The following is a 19646-nucleotide window of genomic DNA, read 5'->3' on the forward strand; positions in this document are numbered from 1 at the left end:
TAAGTTGTATACAATCACTCATCGCTGTGACGCCACCCAGTCTTTTCACTGCCCGGCCGCCACATGAATGATCACGCACAAGAAGGAAGACTGCAGTGAGCGCTGACTACCCACGCGACCTGATCGGTTACGGCAGTAACCCTCCTCACCCCCACTGGCCGGGCAAGGCGCGCATCGCGTTGTCTTTCGTACTCAATTACGAAGAAGGCGGCGAGCGCAATATTTTGCACGGTGATAAAGAGTCTGAAGCCTTCCTGTCGGAAATGGTTTCGGCGCAGCCGCTGCAAGGCGCGCGCAACATGAGCATGGAGTCGCTGTACGAATACGGCAGCCGCGCCGGCGTGTGGCGCATCCTCAAGCTGTTTAAAGCATTCGATATTCCACTGACCGTCTTCGCCGTGGCCATGGCCGCCCAGCGTCACCCGGACGTGATCCGCGCGATGGTCGAGGCCGGTCACGAAATCTGCAGCCACGGCTACCGCTGGATCGACTACCAATACATGGACGAGGCCCAGGAGCGCGAGCACATGCTCGAAGCCATCCGCATCCTCACCGAACTCACCGGCGAGCGCCCATTGGGCTGGTACACCGGGCGCACCGGCCCGAATACCCGCCGGCTGGTGATGGAGGAAGGCGGTTTCCTGTATGACTGCGACACCTACGACGACGACCTGCCCTACTGGGAGCCTAACAACCCTACCGACAAGCCGCACTTGGTGATCCCCTACACCCTGGACACCAATGACATGCGCTTCACCCAGGTGCAGGGTTTCAACAAGGGCGATGACTTTTTCGAATACCTCAAGGACGCCTTCGACGTGCTCTACGCCGAAGGGGACGAGGCGCCGAAGATGCTTTCCATCGGCCTGCATTGCCGCCTGATCGGCCGCCCTGCGCGCCTGGCTTCGTTGAAGCGGTTTCTCGAGTACGCCAAAGGTCACGAACACGTGTGGTTCACCCGTCGCGTGGACATTGCCCGTCACTGGCACGAAACCCACCCGTACACGGGAGCAGCGAAATGACCGCGTTCCAAACCCTTAAGCCGTCGACCCTGAGCCGCGATGAATTCGTCGCCGCCTTCGCCGACATCTACGAACATTCGCCATGGGTAGCCGAGAAGGCCTTCGACCTGGGCCAGGACGCTTCGATCGACGAGATCGAAACCCTGCACCAGCGCATGAGCGATATCCTGTTGAGCGCCGATCATGCCAGTCAACTGGCCCTGATCAACGCTCACCCGGACCTGGCCGGCAAAGCCGCCGTCCAGGGCCAACTGACCCAAGCCAGCACCGATGAACAAGCCGGCGCGGGTATTCACCAATGCACGGCCGAAGAGTTCTCACGCTTCACCGAGCTGAACGACACCTACAAGGCCACGTTCAAGTTTCCCTTCATCATGGCGGTAAAAGGCAGCAACCGGCATCAGATCCTGGCCGCGTTCGAAACACGCATCCACAATTCGGCAGACGCCGAGTTCAACTGCGCACTGGCCGAGATCAACAAGATCGCGTTGTTCCGATTACTGACCCTCTAAACGACCATCCCCAGCCACTCTATCTAAGGCAGACAAGAAGAATGAAAGCTTACGCCGTACCTTTCGAGAAGTTCGTCAACCTGGCCGACGCCCGTCTGGGCACCAAGATCCTTTCGGTGACCGATGACTGGTTCGCTGACGCCAACCGTCTGTTCCAGCCGACGCCGGCCGTGTGGAAGGAGGGCGTTTTCGATGACAACGGCAAGTGGATGGACGGCTGGGAGTCACGCCGCAAGCGCTTCGAAGGCTACGACAGTGCGGTCATTCGCCTGGGCGTACCTGGCTCGATCAAGGGCGTGGACATCGACACCTCATTCTTCACCGGCAACTACCCGCCGTCGGCGTCGCTGGAAGCCTGCTTCCTGGCCTCGGGCGACCCGGACGAAAACACCCAGTGGGTGGAAGTGCTGTCGGCCGTCGAGCTGCAAGGCAACAGCCACCACTACCACGAGATCAACAACGACCAGGCCTACAGCCACCTGCGCTTCAACATCTACCCGGATGGCGGCGTGGCGCGTCTACGTGTGTACGGCATTCCATTCCGCGACTGGTCCTCGGTCGGCGACAACGAACAAGTCGACCTGGCCTCGGCGCTCAACGGAGGTCGCGCGCTGGCGTGCTCCGATGAACACTTCGGCCGCATGAGCAACATCCTCAACCCAGGCCGTGGCATCAACATGGGCGACGGCTGGGAAACCGCACGTCGTCGTACACCGGGCAATGACTGGGTGATCGTCGCCCTGGGCCACCCAGGCGCGATCGAGAAGATCATCGTCGACACCCTGCACTTCAAGGGCAACTACCCGGACACCTGCTCGATCCAGGGCGCGTTCGTGAAGGGCGGCACCGACAGCCAGATCGAAACCCAGTCACTGTTCTGGCGCGAACTGCTGCCGGCGCAGAAGCTGGAAATGCACGCCGAACACACCTTCGCCGAGCAGATCAAGGCACTGGGGCCGATTACCCACATCCGCCTGAATGTGTTCCCGGATGGTGGTGTGAGTCGCTTGCGCGTGCTCGGTAAAGTTTCGAAGTAAACGCTGAAACCTGCAGTGAGCGGGCTTGCCCCGCTCACTACAAAAGCAAGCAGAACCAACAACACAGCATTCGGATAAGAGACAGCCATGCGCACACTGATGATCGAACCCCTGACCAAAGAAGCCTTCGCCCCTTTCGGAGACGTTATCGAAACCGATGGCAGCGATCACTTCATGATCAACAACGGGTCGACCATGCGCTTTCACAAGCTGGCGACGGTCGAAACCGCACAGCCTGAGGACAACGCGATCATCAGCATCTTCCGCGCCGACGCGCAGGACATGCCGCTGACCGTGTGCATGCTGGAACGACACCCGCTGGGCAGCCAGGCGTTCATACCGCTGCTCGGCAACCCTTTTCTGATCGTGGTCGCGCCACTTGGCGATGCACCTGTATCAGGTTTGGTCCGCGCCTTCGTCACCAACGGCAGGCAGGGCATTAATTACCATCGCGGCGTCTGGCACCACCCGGTGCTGACGATCGAAAAGCGGGATGACTTCCTGGTGGTTGATCGCAGTGGCACAGGCAATAACTGCGATGAGCATTTTTTTGAAGAGGATGAGCGGTTGATCCTCGCCCCCCACCAATAAGAGAAGGCCGGATCACCCGACAACAAGGGTGACAGGCGAGAGGTAAAGACTGTGGAAGCACATCTGTTGGAATGGCTGAACCTGAGCGTGCGCTGGGTTCATATGATCACTGGCGTCGCGTGGATCGGCGCTTCTTTCTACTTCGTCTGGCTGGAAAACAACCTCAATCGCGTCAACCCCAAGAACGGCCTGGCCGGTGACTTGTGGGCGATCCATGGTGGCGGTATCTACCACTTGGAAAAATACAAACTGGCCCCACCGACCATGCCGGACAATCTGCACTGGTTCAAATGGGAAGCCTATTTCACCTGGATGTCGGGCGTCGCGCTGCTGTGCGTGGTGTTCTACCTCAACCCGACGCTGTACCTGCTCGCCCCCGGCAGCACGCTCAGCGGCACCGAAGGCGTATTGCTGGGCCTTGGCTCACTGTTCGCCGGCTGGTTCATCTACTCCTTCCTCTGCGACTCGGCCCTGGGCAAACGCCCTGCCCTGCTTGGTTTTATCCTGTTTGTGCTGTTGATTGCGGCAGCCTATGGCTTCAGCAAGGTGTTCAGCGGGCGCGGTGCGTACCTGCACGTTGGCGCGATAATCGGCACCATCATGGTCGGTAACGTGTTCCGCATCATCATGCCGGCGCAACGCGCGCTGGTGGCGGCTATCGCGCAAAACCGCACGCCGGATCCGGCACTGCCCGCCAAAGGGTTGCTGCGTTCGCGTCACAACAACTACTTCACCTTGCCAGTGCTGTTCATCATGATCAGCAACCACTTCCCGAGCACCTACGGCAGCCAATACAACTGGCTGATCCTGGCGGGCATCGCGGTGGCGGCGGTGTTGGTGCGGCACTACTTCAACACCCGGCATAACAGCCAGAAGTACGCGTGGACCTTGCCGGTGGGTGCGTTGGCGATGATTTGCCTGGCGTATGTGACCGGTCCCAAGCCCGTCGCCGAAGTGGTCAAGGCACCGGCGGCCATTGAGTACCAGCCGCTGCCGGAAACGGCATTAGGTGGCGGCTTGAAGCCCGCCGTGCCCGCCGCGCCTGCTGCTCCGGCTGCTGAGCCCGCGCCCGCCCAGGCCACCACGGATTTTGGCCAGGTTCACCATGTGATCGAACAGCGCTGCACCGTGTGCCATTCGGCCAAGCCCACCAGCCCGCTGTTCAGCACTGCTCCGGCCGGGGTGATGTTTGATACACCGGCGCAGATCCAGCAGCAGGCCGCGCGTATTCAAGCGCAAGCCGTGGCGAGCCAGATCATGCCGCTGGGCAACATCACCCAGATGACCCAGCAGGAGCGGGATTTGATTGGTACCTGGATCAACCAGGGGGCGCGTACCAATTAGCTCACTGATTCACACAGCTCCAAATGCGGGAGCGGGCTTGCTCGCGAAGGCGCCGGATCAGTCAGCACATTCAGCGACTGACACACCGTATTCGCGAGCAAGCCCGCTCCCACAGGGGATTAGTGATGATGTAGAGATTGCGTTTCACACAACACAAAAATAAAAAAGATCCGAGGTGTTGCATGACCGAGTTAGTCGAACCGCAGATTCCTGCCGTGCCCGCGATGGTGCGGCTGCCCCTCTTGCAACTGATTCTGGTAGGCCTGCAACACGTCTTGCTGATGTACGGCGGCGCCGTCGCCGTGCCCCTGATCATTGGCCAGGCCGCCGGTTTGAGCCGTGAAGACATCGCTTTCCTGATTAACGCCGACCTGCTGGTAGCCGGCATTGCCACGCTGGTGCAGTCGTTCGGTATCGGCCCGGTGGGCATCCGCATGCCGGTGATGATGGGCGCCAGTTTCGCCGCCGTCGGCAGCATGGTCGCCATGGCCGGCATGCCCGGTATCGGCTTGCAGGGTATCTTCGGCGCGACCATCGCCGCCGGGTTCTTCGGTATGTTGATCGCGCCGTTCATGTCCAAGATCGTGCGCTTTTTCCCGCCCTTGGTGACCGGCACCGTGATCACCGCGATTGGCCTCTCACTCTTTCCGGTCGCCGTGAACTGGGCCGGTGGCGGCAGTGGCGCTGCAACATTTGGTTCGCCGATCTACCTGGCGATTGCTGCGCTGGTACTGGGCACCATCTTGTTGATCAACCGCTTCATGTGCGGTTTCTGGGTGAACATTTCGGTACTGGTCGGCATGGGCCTGGGTTACGCCTTGTGCGGCCTGCTTGGCATGGTCGACCTCAGCGGCCTGGCCCAGGCACCGTGGGTGCAAGTGGTGACACCGCTGCACTTCGGCATGCCTACGTTCGAGTTGGCGCCTATCCTGTCGATGTGCTTGGTGGTGGTGATCATCTTTGTTGAATCCACCGGGATGTTCCTCGCGCTGGGCAAGATCACCGGCCAGGACGTCACGCCGAAGATGCTGCGCCGTGGTTTGTTGTGCGATGCCGGCGCGTCGTTCTTTGCCGGGTTCTTCAACACGTTCACCCACTCTTCGTTCGCACAAAACATCGGCCTGGTGCAGATGACCGGCGTGCGTTGCCGCTCGGTGACGATCATGGCCGGGGCCTTCCTTATTGTGCTCAGCCTGCTGCCCAAAGCCGCTTACCTGGTGGCGTCGATTCCTGCGGCGGTGCTGGGTGGTGCGGCGATTGCCATGTTCGGCATGGTCGCGGCCACCGGGATCAAAATCCTGCAGGACGCCGATATCGCCGACCGTCGCAACCAACTGCTGGTGGCGGTGAGTATCGGCATGGGCCTTATCCCGGTGGTGCGCCCGGAATTCTTCGCGCAACTACCGCTGTGGATGAGCCCGATTACCCACAGTGGCATCGCCATGGCCACCCTCAGCGCGCTGTCGCTGAATATCCTGTTCAACATCCTCGGCGGGTCTGAACGACCTGCCGTCGCCCCTACCCATTGATTCCTTCGTTCTTACAAAAACAATAACGAAACTGGGAACCACGACATGCACGCCATTCACCCGGGGCCGGCCACAAGCCGTGCCCCATTCTCGCCCCACGCGCTCTGTTACAGCGCACTTGAGCCCAGGCATAAGAGCCAGTATTCTCCGCGCCCGCTCGAATCGACTCAAAAAAAAACAGCGACTGTAAAAGCTGACTGCAAGGCCAACTTATCCCGGCCTTATGTCTTCGGCCTGCGTGCGCAAAAGTCCCCTGAATTCGACTGCATCCCCTGCAGCCGACGCGGATTTTTTGGCTTTTTAAACACCTTGGCGCAGCTCTTGCTAAATGCACTAAAGCTGACCGAACAGACGATTTTTGCAGCTGACCAAAAGGCGCCACACCAGAGCGCCTGCGTAGAAGAAAAACCATAAAACTTTAACTCGGGAGCAACCGAATGAAACCTATGTTCAAAGGCCTGATGCTGGCGGGATCCCTGCTGGCCGGTGGCCAAGCCGTGGCCGGTGACCTGTTGCAGTGGCAGAACAACAGCCTGACTTACTTGTGGGGCAAGCGCTTCACCGTCAACCCGCAGGTCCAGCAAACCGTCACGTTCGAACATGCCGATGCCTGGAAGTACGGCGACAACTTCTTCTTCCTCGACCGCATCTTTTATAACGGCAAGGAAGATGGCAACGTCGGCCCGAATACTTATTACGGCGAGTTCAGCCCGCGTTTGTCGTTTGGCAAGATGCTCGACAAGGACCTGTCCTTTGGTCCGATCAAGGATGTATTGCTGGCGATGACTTACGAGTTTGGTGAAGGCGATAATGAATCGTACCTGGTCGGTCCTGGCTTCGATTTGAACATCCCCGGTTTCGACTACTTCCAGCTGAACTTCTACCAGCGCCAGACCGAAGGCAATCGCCCAGGCGATGGCGTTTGGCAGATCACGCCGGTCTGGTCGTACACCATTCCGGTGGGCAACTCCGACGTGTTGATCGACGGCTTCATGGACTGGGTCGTGGACAACGACAAGAATGCCCGTGGCACTTACCACGCCAACCTGCACTTCAACCCACAGGTCAAATATGACTTGGGCAAGGCACTGCACTGGGGCGACAAGCAGTTGTATGTCGGTTTTGAATACGACTACTGGAAGAACAAGTACGGGATTGAAGATTCGGGTGCGTTCAAGACGACGCAGGATACGGCGAGCTTCTTGGTCAAGTATCACTTCTGATCGTTAACCGCATAACCTATGTGGGAGCAAGCCCGCTCCCACATTCAGACCGGGGGCAACCCGAGGAACCGGGTGATTTCCTCACGCTTGGCCAACGCATCCCGCCGCCCCAGTTCAATCAACTCGCTGCAATACCCCGCCTCGAACAGCAAGTAACTCAACACCCCTGCCCCGCTGGTCTTGGTCGCCCCCGGCCCACGTAAAAACAAGCGCAACGCCGCCGGCAATTCCTGGCGATGCCGCGCGGCGATCTCATCAATGGGCTGGCTGGGCGCAATCACCAGCACTTCAACCGGCGCCAGGCCCTGAGCCGCGCTGTCGGCCGGCTGGAAATGGCTGAACTGATTCAAGCGCTCCAGCAATTCGATATCGCTTTCCAGGCTGTCAATGAACGTGCTGTTGAGCATGTGCCCGCCGATCTGCGCCAGGGTCGGCTCCTGGCCGGTGTAGGTGCGTTGCACGGCCGGTTCATTGCCACGCGGGTTGCCGCTGACCCCGACTACCAGCACGCGATTGGCGCCCAAATGCAGGGCCGGGCTGATGGGCGCCGATTGCCGCACTGCACCGTCGCCAAAGAACTCGTGGTCGAGTTTGACCGGCGCAAACAGCAAAGGGATCGCCGAACTGGCCAGCAGGTGTTCAACGGTCAACTGAGTGGGCATGCCGATACGGCGATGGCGCAACCAGGCGTCGATGGTGCCGCCGCCTTGATAAAAGGTCACCGCTTGCCCGGACTCATAACCAAAGGCCGTCACGGCTACCGCGTGCAGATGTTTATGCTGGATGGCCTCGTCGATGCCGTCCAGGTTCAAGCGCTCTTGCAACAGGTCGCGTAACGGTGAGCTGTTGAGCAAGGCCACCGGCACCCGGGCCCCCAGGCCCAGCAGACTGTGGATAAAGAAGCGGCTCGCTTGGCGAATCACCCCCGGCCAATCACTGCGCAACACCAGGTGGCTACGAAAGCCCTGCCAGAAGGCGGTAAGACGTTGGATCGCGGCCCTGAAGTCCATGGCGCCGCTGGCCAGGCTCACCGCATTGATCGCGCCGGCCGAGGTGCCGACGATCACCGGAAAAGGATTCGGCGCCCCCGGCGGCAACAACTCTGCAATCGCCGCCAGCACCCCCACCTGATAAGCCGCTCGCGCCCCGCCGCCGGAAAGAATCAAGCCTGTAACCGGTTCAATTGGGCGCATTGCGTCACTCCATGTGGGGAAAAAACAGTCTTATCAGCGGCGTTTTTCGTACAGCTTGGGTTCACCCGGTGGCCGGCTCTTGAAGCGGCGATGGGTCCACAGGTATTGCTCAGGGCATTCACGCACCGAGGCTTCGACCCACTGGTTGATACGCAGGCAGTCGACTTCATCGCTTTCGCCAGGGAAGTCAGTCAGCGGCGGGTGGATCACCAGGCGGTAACCGCTGCCATCGACGAGGCGCTCTTGAGTGAACGGCACGACCAACGCCTTGCCCAGCTTGGCGAACTTACTGGTGGCGGGCACGGTGGCAGCCTGGATGCCGAACAGCGGCACAAAGATGCTTTGCTTCGCGCCGTAGTCCTGGTCCGGTGCGTACCAGATGGCGCGGCCAGCGCGCAGCAGCTTAAGCATACCGCGCACGTCTTCACGCTCCACGGCCAGGGAATCGAGGTTATGACGTTCACGGCCACGGCGCTGGATGTAGTCGAACAACGGGTTGCCGTGCTCGCGGTACATGCCATCAATGGTGTGCTTCTGGCCAAGCAGCGCCGCGCCGATTTCCAGGGTGGTGAAATGCAGGGCCATGAGGATCACACCCTTGCCATCCAGTTGGGCCTGCTTGAGGTGTTCCAGGCCTTCGACATGGGCCAGGCGCGCTAAGCGCTGGCGCGACCACCACCAACTCATCGCCATCTCAAAGAAGGCGATGCCGGTGGAGGCAAAGTTTTCCTTGAGCAAATGTTTACGCTCTTTAGCGGATTTTTCCGGGAAGCACAGTTCCAGGTTTCGCGCGGCGATACGGCGACGCTCGCCCGCCACGCGGTACATGCCAGCACCCAGCAGGCGACCAATGGTCAGCAGCGCGCGGTATGGCAGTTGGGTAATCAGCCACAGCAGGCCGAGCCCCAGCCATAACAGCCAAAAGCGCGGGTGAAAAAAAACAGCTCGAAAACGCGGGCGATCCATTACAGATTCCGGTAAAGACAAGGGCCGCGCATTCTACAACGGTTCGACTCGGCTTGCGGCGGGTGAGTGTTCTCGTTATAAGTCTCGACACTTTTCGTGACAAGCCGCTTTGCCGACCATGAGCCAAACCGAACCGCTAGACCAAGATCCCGTGTTCCAGCTGAAAGGCAGCATGCTCGCCATCACCGTGCTGGAACTCGCCCGTAACGACCTCGAGGCCCTGGACCGCCAGCTGGCCGCCAAGGTCGCCCTGGCGCCGAATTTTTTCAACAACGCCCCGCTGGTGCTGGCGCTGGACAAACTGCCCGCCGGCCAAGGCAGTATCGATCTGCCCGGCCTGATGCGCGTCTGTCGCTCCCATGGCCTGCGCACGTTGGCGATTCGCGCCAGCCGCATTGAAGACATTGCTGCGGCTATCGCCATTGAACTGCCAGTACTGCCACCGTCCGGCGCGCGCGAGCGACCGCTTGAACCATTGGTCGGTGAAGAGAAGAAAAAACCGGAAAAACCACCGGAGCCGACGATCAAGCCGACAAAGATCATCACCTCGCCCGTACGTGGCGGGCAGCAGATTTACGCCCAGGGAGGTGACCTTGTAGTGATCTCCTCGGTCAGCCCGGGGGCGGAACTTCTTGCCGATGGCAACATCCATGTATACGGCCCGATGCGCGGACGTGCCCTCGCCGGCATCAAGGGCGATACCAAGGCGCGTATTTTTTGCCAGCTGTTGACCGCAGAGCTTGTGTCAATCGCAGGCCAGTACAAGGTTTCAGAAGATTTGCGCCGTGATCCACTGTGGGGAGCTTCGGTGCAGATCAACCTGTCGGGCGATGTGTTGAACATCATCCGTCTTTAACGGATACTGCCGCATTTTCCAAGCATCTCTAGACTCTGATAGCACAGCGAAACCGGCAATACTTGCGTAGGAATAATTGGAAGTTGGCGTTTCCCCAGCGGAAACCACATCTTTTTCCTGCAAAGGCTGTCCGCCTGCGGCGAGTTCCAAGAGATGTTTTTCAGGGACCGAAAAGTCCTTTTTCCTTAGGGGTGAAACACCTTGGCCAAGATTCTCGTGGTTACATCCGGCAAGGGTGGTGTGGGTAAGACCACCACCAGCGCCGCTATCGGTACCGGCCTCGCCTTGCGCGGCCACAAGACAGTTATCGTCGACTTCGACGTCGGTTTGCGTAACCTCGACCTGATCATGGGCTGCGAACGCCGCGTGGTGTATGACTTTGTCAACGTGGTCAACGGCGAAGCCAACCTGCAACAGGCCCTGATCAAGGACAAGCGCCTTGAGAACCTGTACGTATTGGCCGCCAGCCAGACTCGCGACAAAGAAGCGCTGACTAAAGAAGGCGTAGGCAAAGTCCTTGCCGAGCTGAAGGAAACCTTCGAATACGTGGTCTGCGACTCGCCGGCCGGTATCGAAACCGGCGCTCACCTGGCGATGTACTTCGCGGATGAGGCCATCGTGGTGACCAACCCGGAAGTCTCCTCGGTACGTGACTCGGACCGCATGCTCGGCCTGCTGGCCAGCAAGTCCCAGCGCGCCGAAAAAGGCGAAGACCCGATCAAGGAACACTTGCTGCTCACCCGTTACAACCCTGAGCGCGTCAGCAACGGCGAAATGCTCGGTGTTGAAGACGTGAAGGACATCCTCGCAGTGACCCTGCTGGGTGTAATTCCAGAATCCCAGGCAGTCCTGAAGGCTTCCAACCAAGGTGTTCCGGTGATTCTTGACGACCAGAGCGACGCTGGCCAGGCGTACAGTGATGCCGTCGATCGCTTGCTGGGCAAGACCGTGGAACACCGCTTCCTCGATGTGAAGAAGAAGGGATTCTTCGAGCGTATCTTTGGAGGCAACTAAACAATGAAATTTCTCGACTTCTTTCGCGCCAACAAAAAGCCAAGTACCGCGTCGGTAGCGAAAGAGCGTCTACAGATCATCGTGGCGCACGAACGCGGCCAACGCAGCACGCCGGATTATCTGCCAGCCTTGCAGAAGGAACTGGTCGAGGTAATCCGCAAGTACGTCAATATCGGCAACGATGACGTGCATGTCGCCCTGGAAAATGACGGCAGCTGCTCAATTCTGGAACTCAATATCACCCTGCCTGATCGTTAATCGAAAAGGCGGCCGCCACGGCGGCTCGTTCACCCTGATCCCTTTTAAGGGTCGGGTGGGCGAGCCGCCGTTGGCGTTTGTTGCGAGGCTGTTTAATGCCGTTGTCTACTATCCACATCCTCCATCAGGACGACGCTGTCCTGGTGGTGAACAAGCCAACCCTGCTGCTCTCGGTGCCTGGCCGTGCCGATGACAACAAGGACTGCCTGATCACCCGCCTGCAGGAAAACGGCTACCCCGAAGCCCGCATCGTCCATCGACTGGACTGGGAAACCTCGGGGATCATTCTGCTGGCACGGGACGCCGATACCCACCGCGAACTGTCCCGCCAGTTTCACGACCGCGAAACCGAAAAGGCCTACACCGCACTGGCCTGGGGCCAACCGGAACTGGACAGCGGCAGCATCGACCTGCCCCTGCGCTACGACCCGCCGACCAAGCCGCGCCATGTGGTCGACCACGAGTTTGGCAAGCATGCATTGACCTTCTGGAAAGTGCTGGAACGTTGCGGCGATTGGTGCCGCGTCGAGCTGACGCCGATTACCGGGCGTTCGCACCAGTTGCGTGTGCACATGCTGTCGATTGGTCACCCGTTGCTCGGTGATGGTCTTTATGCCCACGAACAAGCCTTGGCTGCCTGGCCGCGCCTGTGCCTGCACGCGAGCATGCTGAGCTTCACGCATCCGCAAAGCGGCGAGCGTCTGCGCTTCGAGTGCCCCGCGCCGTTTTAGACTGCAAACCCAATCACATGTGCGGGCTTGCTCGCGAAAGCGGTAGGCCAGTCAACCTCAATATTTGCTGGGCCGACGTCTTCGCGAGCAAGCCCGCTCTCACATTCAGATCTGCATCAGTTCTCGCCACCGAGTTAAACCAATACGGTAAACTCCGCGCACTGCTGTCTGGAGCTACTTATGCGCGAAGCGTTGAATCAAGGCCTGATCGACTTCCTCAAGGCCTCCCCTACTCCTTTTCATGCCACTGCCGCCCTGGCCCAGCGCCTGGAAGCGGCCGGTTTCCAGCGTCTCGACGAGCGCGAGACCTGGACCACCGAAGCTAACGGGCGCTATTACGTGACCCGCAACGATTCCTCGATCATTGCCTTCAAGCTTGGCCGCCATTCGCCGCTACAGGGCGGTATTCGCCTGGTCGGCGCCCACACCGACAGCCCGTGCCTGCGCGTCAAGCCACAGCCGGAGCTGCAACGCCAGGGTTTCTGGCAGTTGGGTGTGGAAGTCTATGGTGGTGCACTGCTGGCGCCGTGGTTCGACCGTGATCTGTCCCTGGCTGGCCGCGTGACCTTCCGCCGCGACGGCAAGGTCGAAAGCCAGTTGATCGACTTCAAGCTGCCCATCGCCATCATCCCCAACCTGGCCATTCACCTGAACCGTGAAGCCAACCAAGGTTGGGCGATCAATGCCCAGACCGAGCTGCCGCCGATCCTCGCGCAATTTGCCGGTGACGAGCGCGTGGACTTCCGTGCCGTGCTCACTGAGCAACTGGCACGGGAACACGGGCTGAACGCCGACGTAGTGCTGGATTACGAGTTGAGCTTCTACGACACCCAAAGTGCCGCCGTGATTGGCCTGAACGGTGACTTCATCGCCGGCGCGCGCCTCGACAACCTGCTGTCGTGCTACGCCGGCCTGCAAGCCTTGCTCACCAGCGAGACCGATGAAACCTGCGTGCTGGTGTGCAACGACCACGAAGAAGTCGGCTCCTGCTCGGCCTGCGGCGCGGATGGCCCGATGCTGGAACAGACCCTGCGTCGCCTGCTGCCAGAAGGTGATGAATTCGTACGCACCATTCAGAAATCTCTGTTGGTGTCTGCGGACAACGCCCACGGCGTGCACCCAAACTACGCCGAGAAGCACGACGCCAATCACGGCCCCAAGCTCAACGCGGGCCCAGTGATCAAGGTCAACAGCAACCAGCGCTACGCCACCAACAGCGAAACCGCGGGGTTCTTCCGTCACCTGTGCATGGCACAGGAAGTGCCGGTGCAGAGCTTTGTGGTGCGCAGCGACATGGGTTGCGGCTCCACCATCGGCCCGATCACCGCCAGCCACCTGGGCGTGCGCACCGTGGACATCGGCCTGCCGACGTTTGCCATGCATTCAATTCGTGAGCTGTGCGGCAGCCATGACCTGGCGCATTTGGTGAAGGTATTGGGTGCGTTTTACGCGAGTCGTGATTTGCCCTGATACCGAGGCGTGCTCATCGCAGGCAAGCCAGCCCACACTTGAAGGTATTCGCAAATCAAGTGTGGGAACTGGCTTACCTACGATGGCGACTTCAAACACTCCCAACGCTATCTGACACGCATCAACCCAACTTCCCATAATCCGACCTAGACTTGTCAGTATTTCCACTCCGACAAGGCCGTCGCACCATGATCTCCATGTCCTCTTTCCACGCCATGCTTATCCCGATTCTGATCGGCATGATGATGCTGGCCGTGGGCTTCAATTTTCGCGAAAAACCCCTCGGCGTGTTTGGTATGTGGGTCGGCATGCTGCTGATCCTGGGCACCGTGGTGTACAAGATCCTCGCCAAACTGGCCGAATGACAAATGCACTCGCATCTGGCATAGCGGCCTCGTACACTCGGGTTTACTCGTCGTTTTCAAGGTTGACCGCTCGTGCTTTCCCGTCTGTTTGCCCTGCCCTGCTTTTGCCTGATCGCCCTGCTCACGCTGCTGCCGCTCACACCTGCCCACGCCGTGGGCTTGCCCGGCCTGCTGGGCAGCACCAACAAAGCCCAACCCCAGGCCGAAGTCCCCCTGGGCCAGTCGTTGGACGAGGTGATCAAAACACTCGAAAACGACCAGCAGCGCACCCAACTGCTCAGCGACCTGAAGAAGCTGCGCGCCGCTACGCAAAAAGCCCAACCCGCAGCCGAGCAAGGCGTGCTGGGTTTGATCGGCGGCACCCTGACAAACCTGGAAACACAGTTCTACGGCGCCGACAGCCCACTGGGGCGTTGGTCCAACGAAGTCGACCAGGCCAAGGATGAACTCGGTGCGCTGATCATGCCGGCCAATGAATGGCTGCCGATCATTTTCGGGTTCGCCGTGATCCTGGCCGTGTGGAGCCTGCTCGCCGCTGCGCTGATCTGGCTCAGCCACCGCGTACGCGAGCGCTTCGGCCTGCCCGAAGAGCTGCCGCAACACCCGCGTACCTGGGACATGGTGCGATTCGCCCTACGCAAATTGGGGCCATGGCTGATCGCCTTGATCATCACGGTTTACCTGAGCTACGCACTGCCTTCGTCACTGGGTAAATCCTTGGCGATGGTGCTGGCCTATGCGCTGGTGGTAGGCACCTGTTTCTCGGCGATCTGCGTGATTGCCTTCTCTGTACTGGACGGCCCGCACCGTCACCGCGCGCTGTATATCCTGCGCCACCAGGCTTTCCGACCGCTGTGGTTAATCGGCAGTTTCGCCGCCTTTGGCGAAGCCTTGAATGACCCCAGGCTGGTCACAGCGCTCGGCCAGCACCTGGCACACACGGCGGCGACCATCGCCAACGTGATGGCGGCACTGTCCACGGGTGTCTTTATCCTGCGTTTCCGCCGGCCGATCGCGCACTTGATCCGTAACCAACCCCTCTCGCGCCGGCTGACCCGCCGCGCGCTCAGCGACACCATCGAGATCGTCGGCACCTTCTGGTACATCCCGGCCTTGCTGCTGGTGGGGATCTCGCTGTTCGCCACCTTCGTCTCTGCCGGCGATACCAGCACGGCATTGCGCCAGTCGCTGCTGTGCACCGTTTTGTTGGTGTTGTGCATGGTGATCAATGGCCTTGTTCGCCGCCATGCGCTTAAGCCGCAACGCGGGCACAAACGCCATGCGTTGTACTCCGAGCGGCTGAAGAGCTTCGTCTATACCCTGGCCCACCTGGTGGTCTGGCTGGTGTTTATCGAACTGGGCCTGCGGGTCTGGGGCCTGTCGCTGATTCGCTTTACCGAAGGCGACGGGCATGAAATCAGCGTCAAGCTGTTCGGCCTCAGCGGCACGCTGCTGTTTGCCTGGCTGATCTGGATCCTCAGCGACACCGCGATCCACCACGCGCTCACCCGCTCGCGCAAAGGCCTGGCCAATGCCCGCGCGCAGACGATGATGCCGTTGATCCGCAACGTGCTGTTTGTGACCATCTTTATCATCGCTGCCATTGTTGCCCTGGCGAACATGGGCATGAACGTCACGCCGTTGCTGGCCGGTGCCGGTGTGATCGGCCTGGCCATTGGCTTTGGTGCACAATCGCTGGTGGCAGACTTGATCACCGGCCTGTTCATCATCATCGAAGACTCCCTGGCCATCGATGACTATGTAGATGTCGGTGGCCACCTCGGTACGGTGGAAGGCCTGACCATCCGCACCGTGCGCCTGCGCGATATCGACGGCATTGTGCACACCATCCCGTTCAGCGAGATCAAGAGCATCAAGAACTACTCGCGGGAGTTCGGCTACGCGATCTTCCGCGTGGCGATCCCCTACAACATGGAAGTCGACGACGCGATCAAGCTGATGCGCGATGTCGGCCAGAAAATGCGCAACGACCCACTGCAGCGCCGCAACATCTGGTCGCCGCTGGAGATTCAGGGCGTGGAGAGCTTCGAGTCGGGCAGTGCGATTCTACGTGCGCGCTTCAAGACGGCGCCGATCAAGCAGTGGGAAGTGTCGCGGGCGTTCAACCTGTCGCTCAAGCGTCATCTGGATGAAGCCGGGCTGGACCTGGCGACGCCGCGCTTGAGTGTGCAGGTGGTCACCGCCGGCACTGTGAAGGAGAAAGCGCTACAACAATAAACTCAGGAGAGGTCCTTATGCGTTTAACCGGTCTGACACACCCGTGGGTCTTCGGCATGCTTTGCGGGGTCGCCAGCAGTGCGGTGATTGCCGCCAGCAGCGGCCAGGACAGGGCCCGGGAGGAAATCGCCGCGCAGGCAAAAATCCTTGAGCCGGCGCTGCTGGAAACCCGCCGCGACATTCACGCCCACCCTGAATTGGGCAATACCGAAACCCGCACGGCCGAGCGGGTCGCCAAGCAGCTGCGCGACCTCGGCCTCGAGGTGAAAACCGGCGTAGCACGCACCGGCGTTGTTGCCGTGCTCAAAGGTGCCCTGCCCGGCCCGACCGTCGCCCTGCGCGCCGACATGGACGCGCTGCCCGTCAAGGAGGTCGCCGACCTGCCCTTCGCCTCGAAAGCCAAGGGCACCTACCTGGGCAAGGAAGTCGACGTGATGCACGCCTGCGGCCACGACGCCCACGTCGCCATTCTGCTGAGCACTGCGAAGATCCTGACCGGCATGCGCGAGCGCCTTCCCGGCACTGTGGTGTTCTACTTCCAACCGGCCGAGGAAGGCCCGAGTGATTTCATCCCCGACGGCAAAAACACCTGGGGCGCCAAAATGATGGTGCAGGAAGGCGTGATGAAGGCGCCCAAGCCGGACGCGGTGTTTGGCCTGCATGTGTGGGCAGGCGTGCCCGCCGGCCGGATTACGTACCGCCCGGGACCGACCCTGGCAAGCTCCGATGACTTGCGCATCAAAATCCTCGGCAAGCAAACCCACGCGGGTCGCCCTTGGGATGGCATCGACCCGATTACCGTGGGTGCGCAGACCATTGTCGGCCTGCAAACCGTGGTCAGCCGCCGCACCGACATCTCGTCGTTTCCGTCGGTGGTGAGCATTGGCACCATCAATGGCGGCACGCGCTATAACATCATTCCTGAGTCGGTAGACATGACCGGGACCATTCGCTCCTACGACTACGGCATCCGTCAGAAGCTGCACGCGGACGTGCGCCAGACCGTGGAAAAAATCGCCGAAAGCGGCGGTGCCAAGGCCGAGGTCACCATCATCGAGAAGTACGACCCCACCCTCAACAACCCGGCACTGACCGAGAAAATGCTGCCAAGCCTGCGCTGGGCGGCCCAGGATGACGTGGTGCTGGGGCCTTTGGTGGGCGGCGCGGAAGACTTCTCGTTTTATGCCAAGGAGGCGCCGGGGCTGTTTGTGTTCCTGGGGGTGACGCCGCGGGATCAGGACATGAGCAAGGCTGCGCCGAACCACAATCCGGGGTTCTTTGTGGATGAGTCGGCGTTGGTGGTGGGGGTGAGGACGTTGGCGTCGTTGGCGACGGATTACTTGTACGCCAACCAGGCACTCTAGGGCTTTTTTGTGGGGCCGGGCGTGCTCGCGAATGCGCTGGAACAGTCACACTATAGTTGACTGACACTGCGCATTCGCGAGCACGCTCGCTCCCACATTGGGTCACGGTGTATCAGTTGGTCAGCGTGGCACCCTCCATTTTCTGACGCAGGCTCAGCGGGCGCATGTCGGTCCAGACTTCTTCGATGTAGGCCAGGCACTCTTTCTTCATGCCGCTCTTACCTACCGTCCGCCAGCCTTCCGGCACGGCTTTGTAGTCGGGCCAGATGGAGTACTGTTCTTCATGGTTGACCACTACCTGAAACAGGATGTCGTCGCGGTCAAATACTGAGGTCATTGCTGTTCTCCATCGCTAAAAGGCTGGCTGCGCACTGCGCGCAGCACTGATATCTATAGAAACGTATCAAGTTGCAAAAAAATTAGAGGCTGGCGACCGCCGCCGCCAACGCGCGACCGAAGATATCCGCCACCCGATCAACTTCCGCGGCAGTGATCACCAGCGGCGGCAGGAAACGCACGACGCTGCCGTGTCGACCGCCCAGTTCCAGGATCAGCCCGCGCTTGAGGCATTCGCGCTGCACCAGCGGCGCCAGTTGGCGATGCACGGGTGGATGGCCTTGGATATCCAGTGCGCCATTCGGCTCAACCAGTTCCACGCCGAGCATCAGCCCGCGACCGCGAATATCCCCCAGGTGCGGGAAGTCGCGCTGCAGGATGCGCAGGTGTTCGCCCAGGCGCTCGCCCATAGCCGCTGCGTGGCTGGCCACGTCGTGGTCCTTGAGGTAGCGCATCACCGCCGATCCCGCCGCCATCGCCAGCTGATTGCCCCGGAACGTACCGGCATGCGCGCCCGGCAGCCAGGTGTCGAGCCAGTCGCGATAGACCACCACCGCCAGCGGCAGGCTGCCGCCGATGGCCTTGGACATCACCACCACATCCGGGATGATGCCGGCGTGCTCGAAGGCGAACATCTTGCCGGTGCGACCGAAACCGCTCTGGATTTCATCCACGATCAACGCCACACCCGCTTGCTCGGTGATGCGACGCAGGCCGCGCAGCCAGTCCAGATCAGCCGGAATCACCCCGCCCTCGCCTTGCACCACCTCGACAATCACCGCCGCTGGCAGCAACACACCAGCCTCTGGGTCATTCAGCAGGTTTTCCAGGTAATGCAGGTTGACCCGCACGCCTTCCGCGCCACCCAGGCCGAACGGGCAACGGTAGTCGTAGGGGTACGGTAGAAATTGCACGCCGTTGCCCAGCAAGGCGCCCAAAGGTTTCTTCGGCCCCAGGCTGCCCATCAGGCTCAAGGCGCCCTGGCTCATGCCGTGGTAACCGCCCTGGAAGGACAACACAGTGCTGCGACCGGTGGCGGTGCGCACCAGTTTCAACGCGGCTTCCACGGCATCGGTGCCGGTAGGGCCACAGAACTGGATCTTCGCTTCCCGCGCCAGCGCTGGCGGCAACAGGCCGAACAAGTCCTGCACGAACTGGTCTTTGACCGGCGTCGTCAGGTCCAGTGTGTGCAGCGGCAGCTCATCGGCCAGCACTCGCTGGATAGCTTCGATCACCACCGGGTGGTTGTGCCCCAGCGCCAGGGTCCCTGCGCCCGCCAGGCAATCGATGAAACTGCGGCCTTCCACGTCTTCCACGTAAATGCCCTTGGCGCGTTTGAGCGCCAGGGGAATGCGCCGTGGGTAGCTGCGGGCGTTGGACTCCTGCTGACGCTGGCGGGCGAGCAGCGGGGTTTCGTCGAACTGGTAGAGCGTTTCATGTACCTGGGCGTCTTCGATACGGCTGGTAGCGACTGACATTTCTCGATCCCTCAATACGCTGATGGTGGTGACCAAACTGCCGATCCGCTGGCGTCTGGCCCCGAGGGAGCGTGCGAACGGATTTACTGTTCTGGAAACGCACCAGCGCCGACGGGATT

General features: G+C 60.5%; 20 protein-coding genes. 16 read left to right on the top strand and 4 right to left on the bottom strand.

The features are described from left to right. Positions 1–95: 95 nt before the first annotated feature. The 8 genes from puuE (at position 96) to AACY52_RS07440 (ending at position 7258) form a co-directional block, all read left to right on the top strand. Entirely contained in the window at positions 96–1022 is a 927-nt protein-coding gene (gene puuE, locus AACY52_RS07405) for an allantoinase PuuE (RefSeq protein WP_339416521.1), read from the top strand. After that, positions 1019–1534, top strand: coding sequence for a 2-oxo-4-hydroxy-4-carboxy-5-ureidoimidazoline decarboxylase (uraD, locus tag AACY52_RS07410; RefSeq protein ID WP_339416523.1), 516 nt, complete (start codon positions 1019–1021; stop codon positions 1532–1534). Before puuE ends, uraD begins: the two co-directional genes overlap by 4 nt. Positions 1535–1575: 41 nt before the next feature. Next, positions 1576–2571, top strand: coding sequence for an allantoicase (alc, locus tag AACY52_RS07415; protein ID WP_339416525.1), 996 nt, complete (start codon positions 1576–1578; stop codon positions 2569–2571). Between the two features lie 87 nt (positions 2572–2658). After that, positions 2659–3162, top strand: a complete 504-nt coding sequence (locus tag AACY52_RS07420; protein WP_065873378.1) for an ureidoglycolate lyase — start codon at positions 2659–2661, stop codon at positions 3160–3162. A 51-nt stretch (positions 3163–3213) separates the two neighbouring features. Continuing rightward, complete coding sequence (locus AACY52_RS07425; protein ID WP_339416526.1) at positions 3214–4506, top strand: urate hydroxylase PuuD; 1293 nt, start codon at positions 3214–3216, stop codon at positions 4504–4506. 182 nt (positions 4507–4688) lie between these two features. Beyond that, positions 4689–6035 carry a nucleobase:cation symporter-2 family protein gene (locus tag AACY52_RS07430; RefSeq protein WP_339416527.1) on the top strand — a complete coding sequence of 449 codons (1347 nt, stop codon included), beginning with the start codon at positions 4689–4691 and terminating at the stop codon, positions 6033–6035. Between the two features lie 45 nt (positions 6036–6080). Next, on the top strand, positions 6081–6449 hold the full coding sequence (locus AACY52_RS07435) for a hypothetical protein (RefSeq protein ID WP_339416528.1): 369 nt from the start codon (positions 6081–6083) through the stop codon (positions 6447–6449). Positions 6450–6472: 23 nt separating this feature from the next. Then, the gene (locus tag AACY52_RS07440) at positions 6473–7258 is read left to right on the top strand and encodes an outer membrane protein OmpK (RefSeq protein ID WP_339560386.1); all 786 of its coding nucleotides are present in this window, start codon (positions 6473–6475) and stop codon (positions 7256–7258) included. Positions 7259–7302: 44 nt separating this feature from the next. Here AACY52_RS07440 and AACY52_RS07445 read toward each other — a convergent pair whose 3' ends face one another. Both AACY52_RS07445 and AACY52_RS07450 read right to left on the bottom strand, forming a co-directional pair. After that, complete coding sequence (locus tag AACY52_RS07445; RefSeq protein WP_339560387.1) at positions 7303–8451, bottom strand: patatin-like phospholipase family protein; 1149 nt, start codon at positions 8449–8451, stop codon at positions 7303–7305. Between the two features lie 33 nt (positions 8452–8484). After that, the gene (locus AACY52_RS07450) at positions 8485–9417 is read right to left on the bottom strand and encodes a lipid A biosynthesis lauroyl acyltransferase (protein ID WP_339416533.1); all 933 of its coding nucleotides are present in this window, start codon (positions 9415–9417) and stop codon (positions 8485–8487) included. A gap of 118 nt (positions 9418–9535) precedes the next feature. Here AACY52_RS07450 and minC point away from each other — a divergent pair, with 118 nt between their 5' ends. The 8 genes from minC to AACY52_RS07490 all read left to right on the top strand — a co-directional run bounded on the left by minC (position 9536) and on the right by AACY52_RS07490 (position 17713). Next, a complete protein-coding gene (gene minC / locus AACY52_RS07455; RefSeq protein ID WP_339436289.1) occupies positions 9536–10273 on the top strand; it encodes a septum site-determining protein MinC in 738 nt (245 codons plus the stop codon). Positions 10274–10474: 201 nt separating this feature from the next. Next, positions 10475–11287: a septum site-determining protein MinD gene (gene minD / locus AACY52_RS07460; RefSeq protein ID WP_339416537.1), complete on the top strand. Its 813-nt coding sequence runs from the start codon at positions 10475–10477 to the stop codon at positions 11285–11287. A gap of 3 nt (positions 11288–11290) precedes the next feature. After that, positions 11291–11545, top strand: coding sequence for a cell division topological specificity factor MinE (gene minE / locus AACY52_RS07465; RefSeq protein WP_003175252.1), 255 nt, complete (start codon positions 11291–11293; stop codon positions 11543–11545). 95 nt (positions 11546–11640) lie between these two features. Next, complete coding sequence (locus AACY52_RS07470) at positions 11641–12276, top strand: RluA family pseudouridine synthase (protein WP_027603908.1); 636 nt, start codon at positions 11641–11643, stop codon at positions 12274–12276. 180 nt (positions 12277–12456) lie between these two features. Beyond that, a complete protein-coding gene (locus AACY52_RS07475; protein ID WP_339468199.1) occupies positions 12457–13746 on the top strand; it encodes a M18 family aminopeptidase in 1290 nt (429 codons plus the stop codon). A 197-nt stretch (positions 13747–13943) separates the two neighbouring features. Beyond that, on the top strand, positions 13944–14111 hold the full coding sequence (locus AACY52_RS07480; protein WP_339416775.1) for a hypothetical protein: 168 nt from the start codon (positions 13944–13946) through the stop codon (positions 14109–14111). A gap of 72 nt (positions 14112–14183) precedes the next feature. Continuing rightward, positions 14184–16349, top strand: a complete 2166-nt coding sequence (locus AACY52_RS07485) for a mechanosensitive ion channel family protein (protein ID WP_339497027.1) — start codon at positions 14184–14186, stop codon at positions 16347–16349. A gap of 17 nt (positions 16350–16366) precedes the next feature. After that, positions 16367–17713 (top strand): amidohydrolase, encoded by a 1347-nt coding sequence (locus AACY52_RS07490; RefSeq protein ID WP_339427423.1) that lies wholly within the window; start codon positions 16367–16369, stop codon positions 17711–17713. 112 nt (positions 17714–17825) lie between these two features. Here AACY52_RS07490 and AACY52_RS07495 read toward each other — a convergent pair whose 3' ends face one another. Further along, positions 17826–18050, bottom strand: a complete 225-nt coding sequence (locus tag AACY52_RS07495) for an MbtH family protein (RefSeq protein ID WP_339416545.1) — start codon at positions 18048–18050, stop codon at positions 17826–17828. 82 nt (positions 18051–18132) lie between these two features. Then, on the bottom strand, positions 18133–19527 hold the full coding sequence (locus AACY52_RS07500) for an aspartate aminotransferase family protein (protein WP_339427422.1): 1395 nt from the start codon (positions 19525–19527) through the stop codon (positions 18133–18135). Positions 19528–19646 lie beyond the last annotated feature (119 nt).

The sequence above is a fragment of the Pseudomonas sp. EA_65y_Pfl1_P113 genome (assembly GCF_963970525.1).
GTDB classification, from domain to species: Bacteria; Pseudomonadota; Gammaproteobacteria; order Pseudomonadales; family Pseudomonadaceae; genus Aquipseudomonas; species Aquipseudomonas tritici.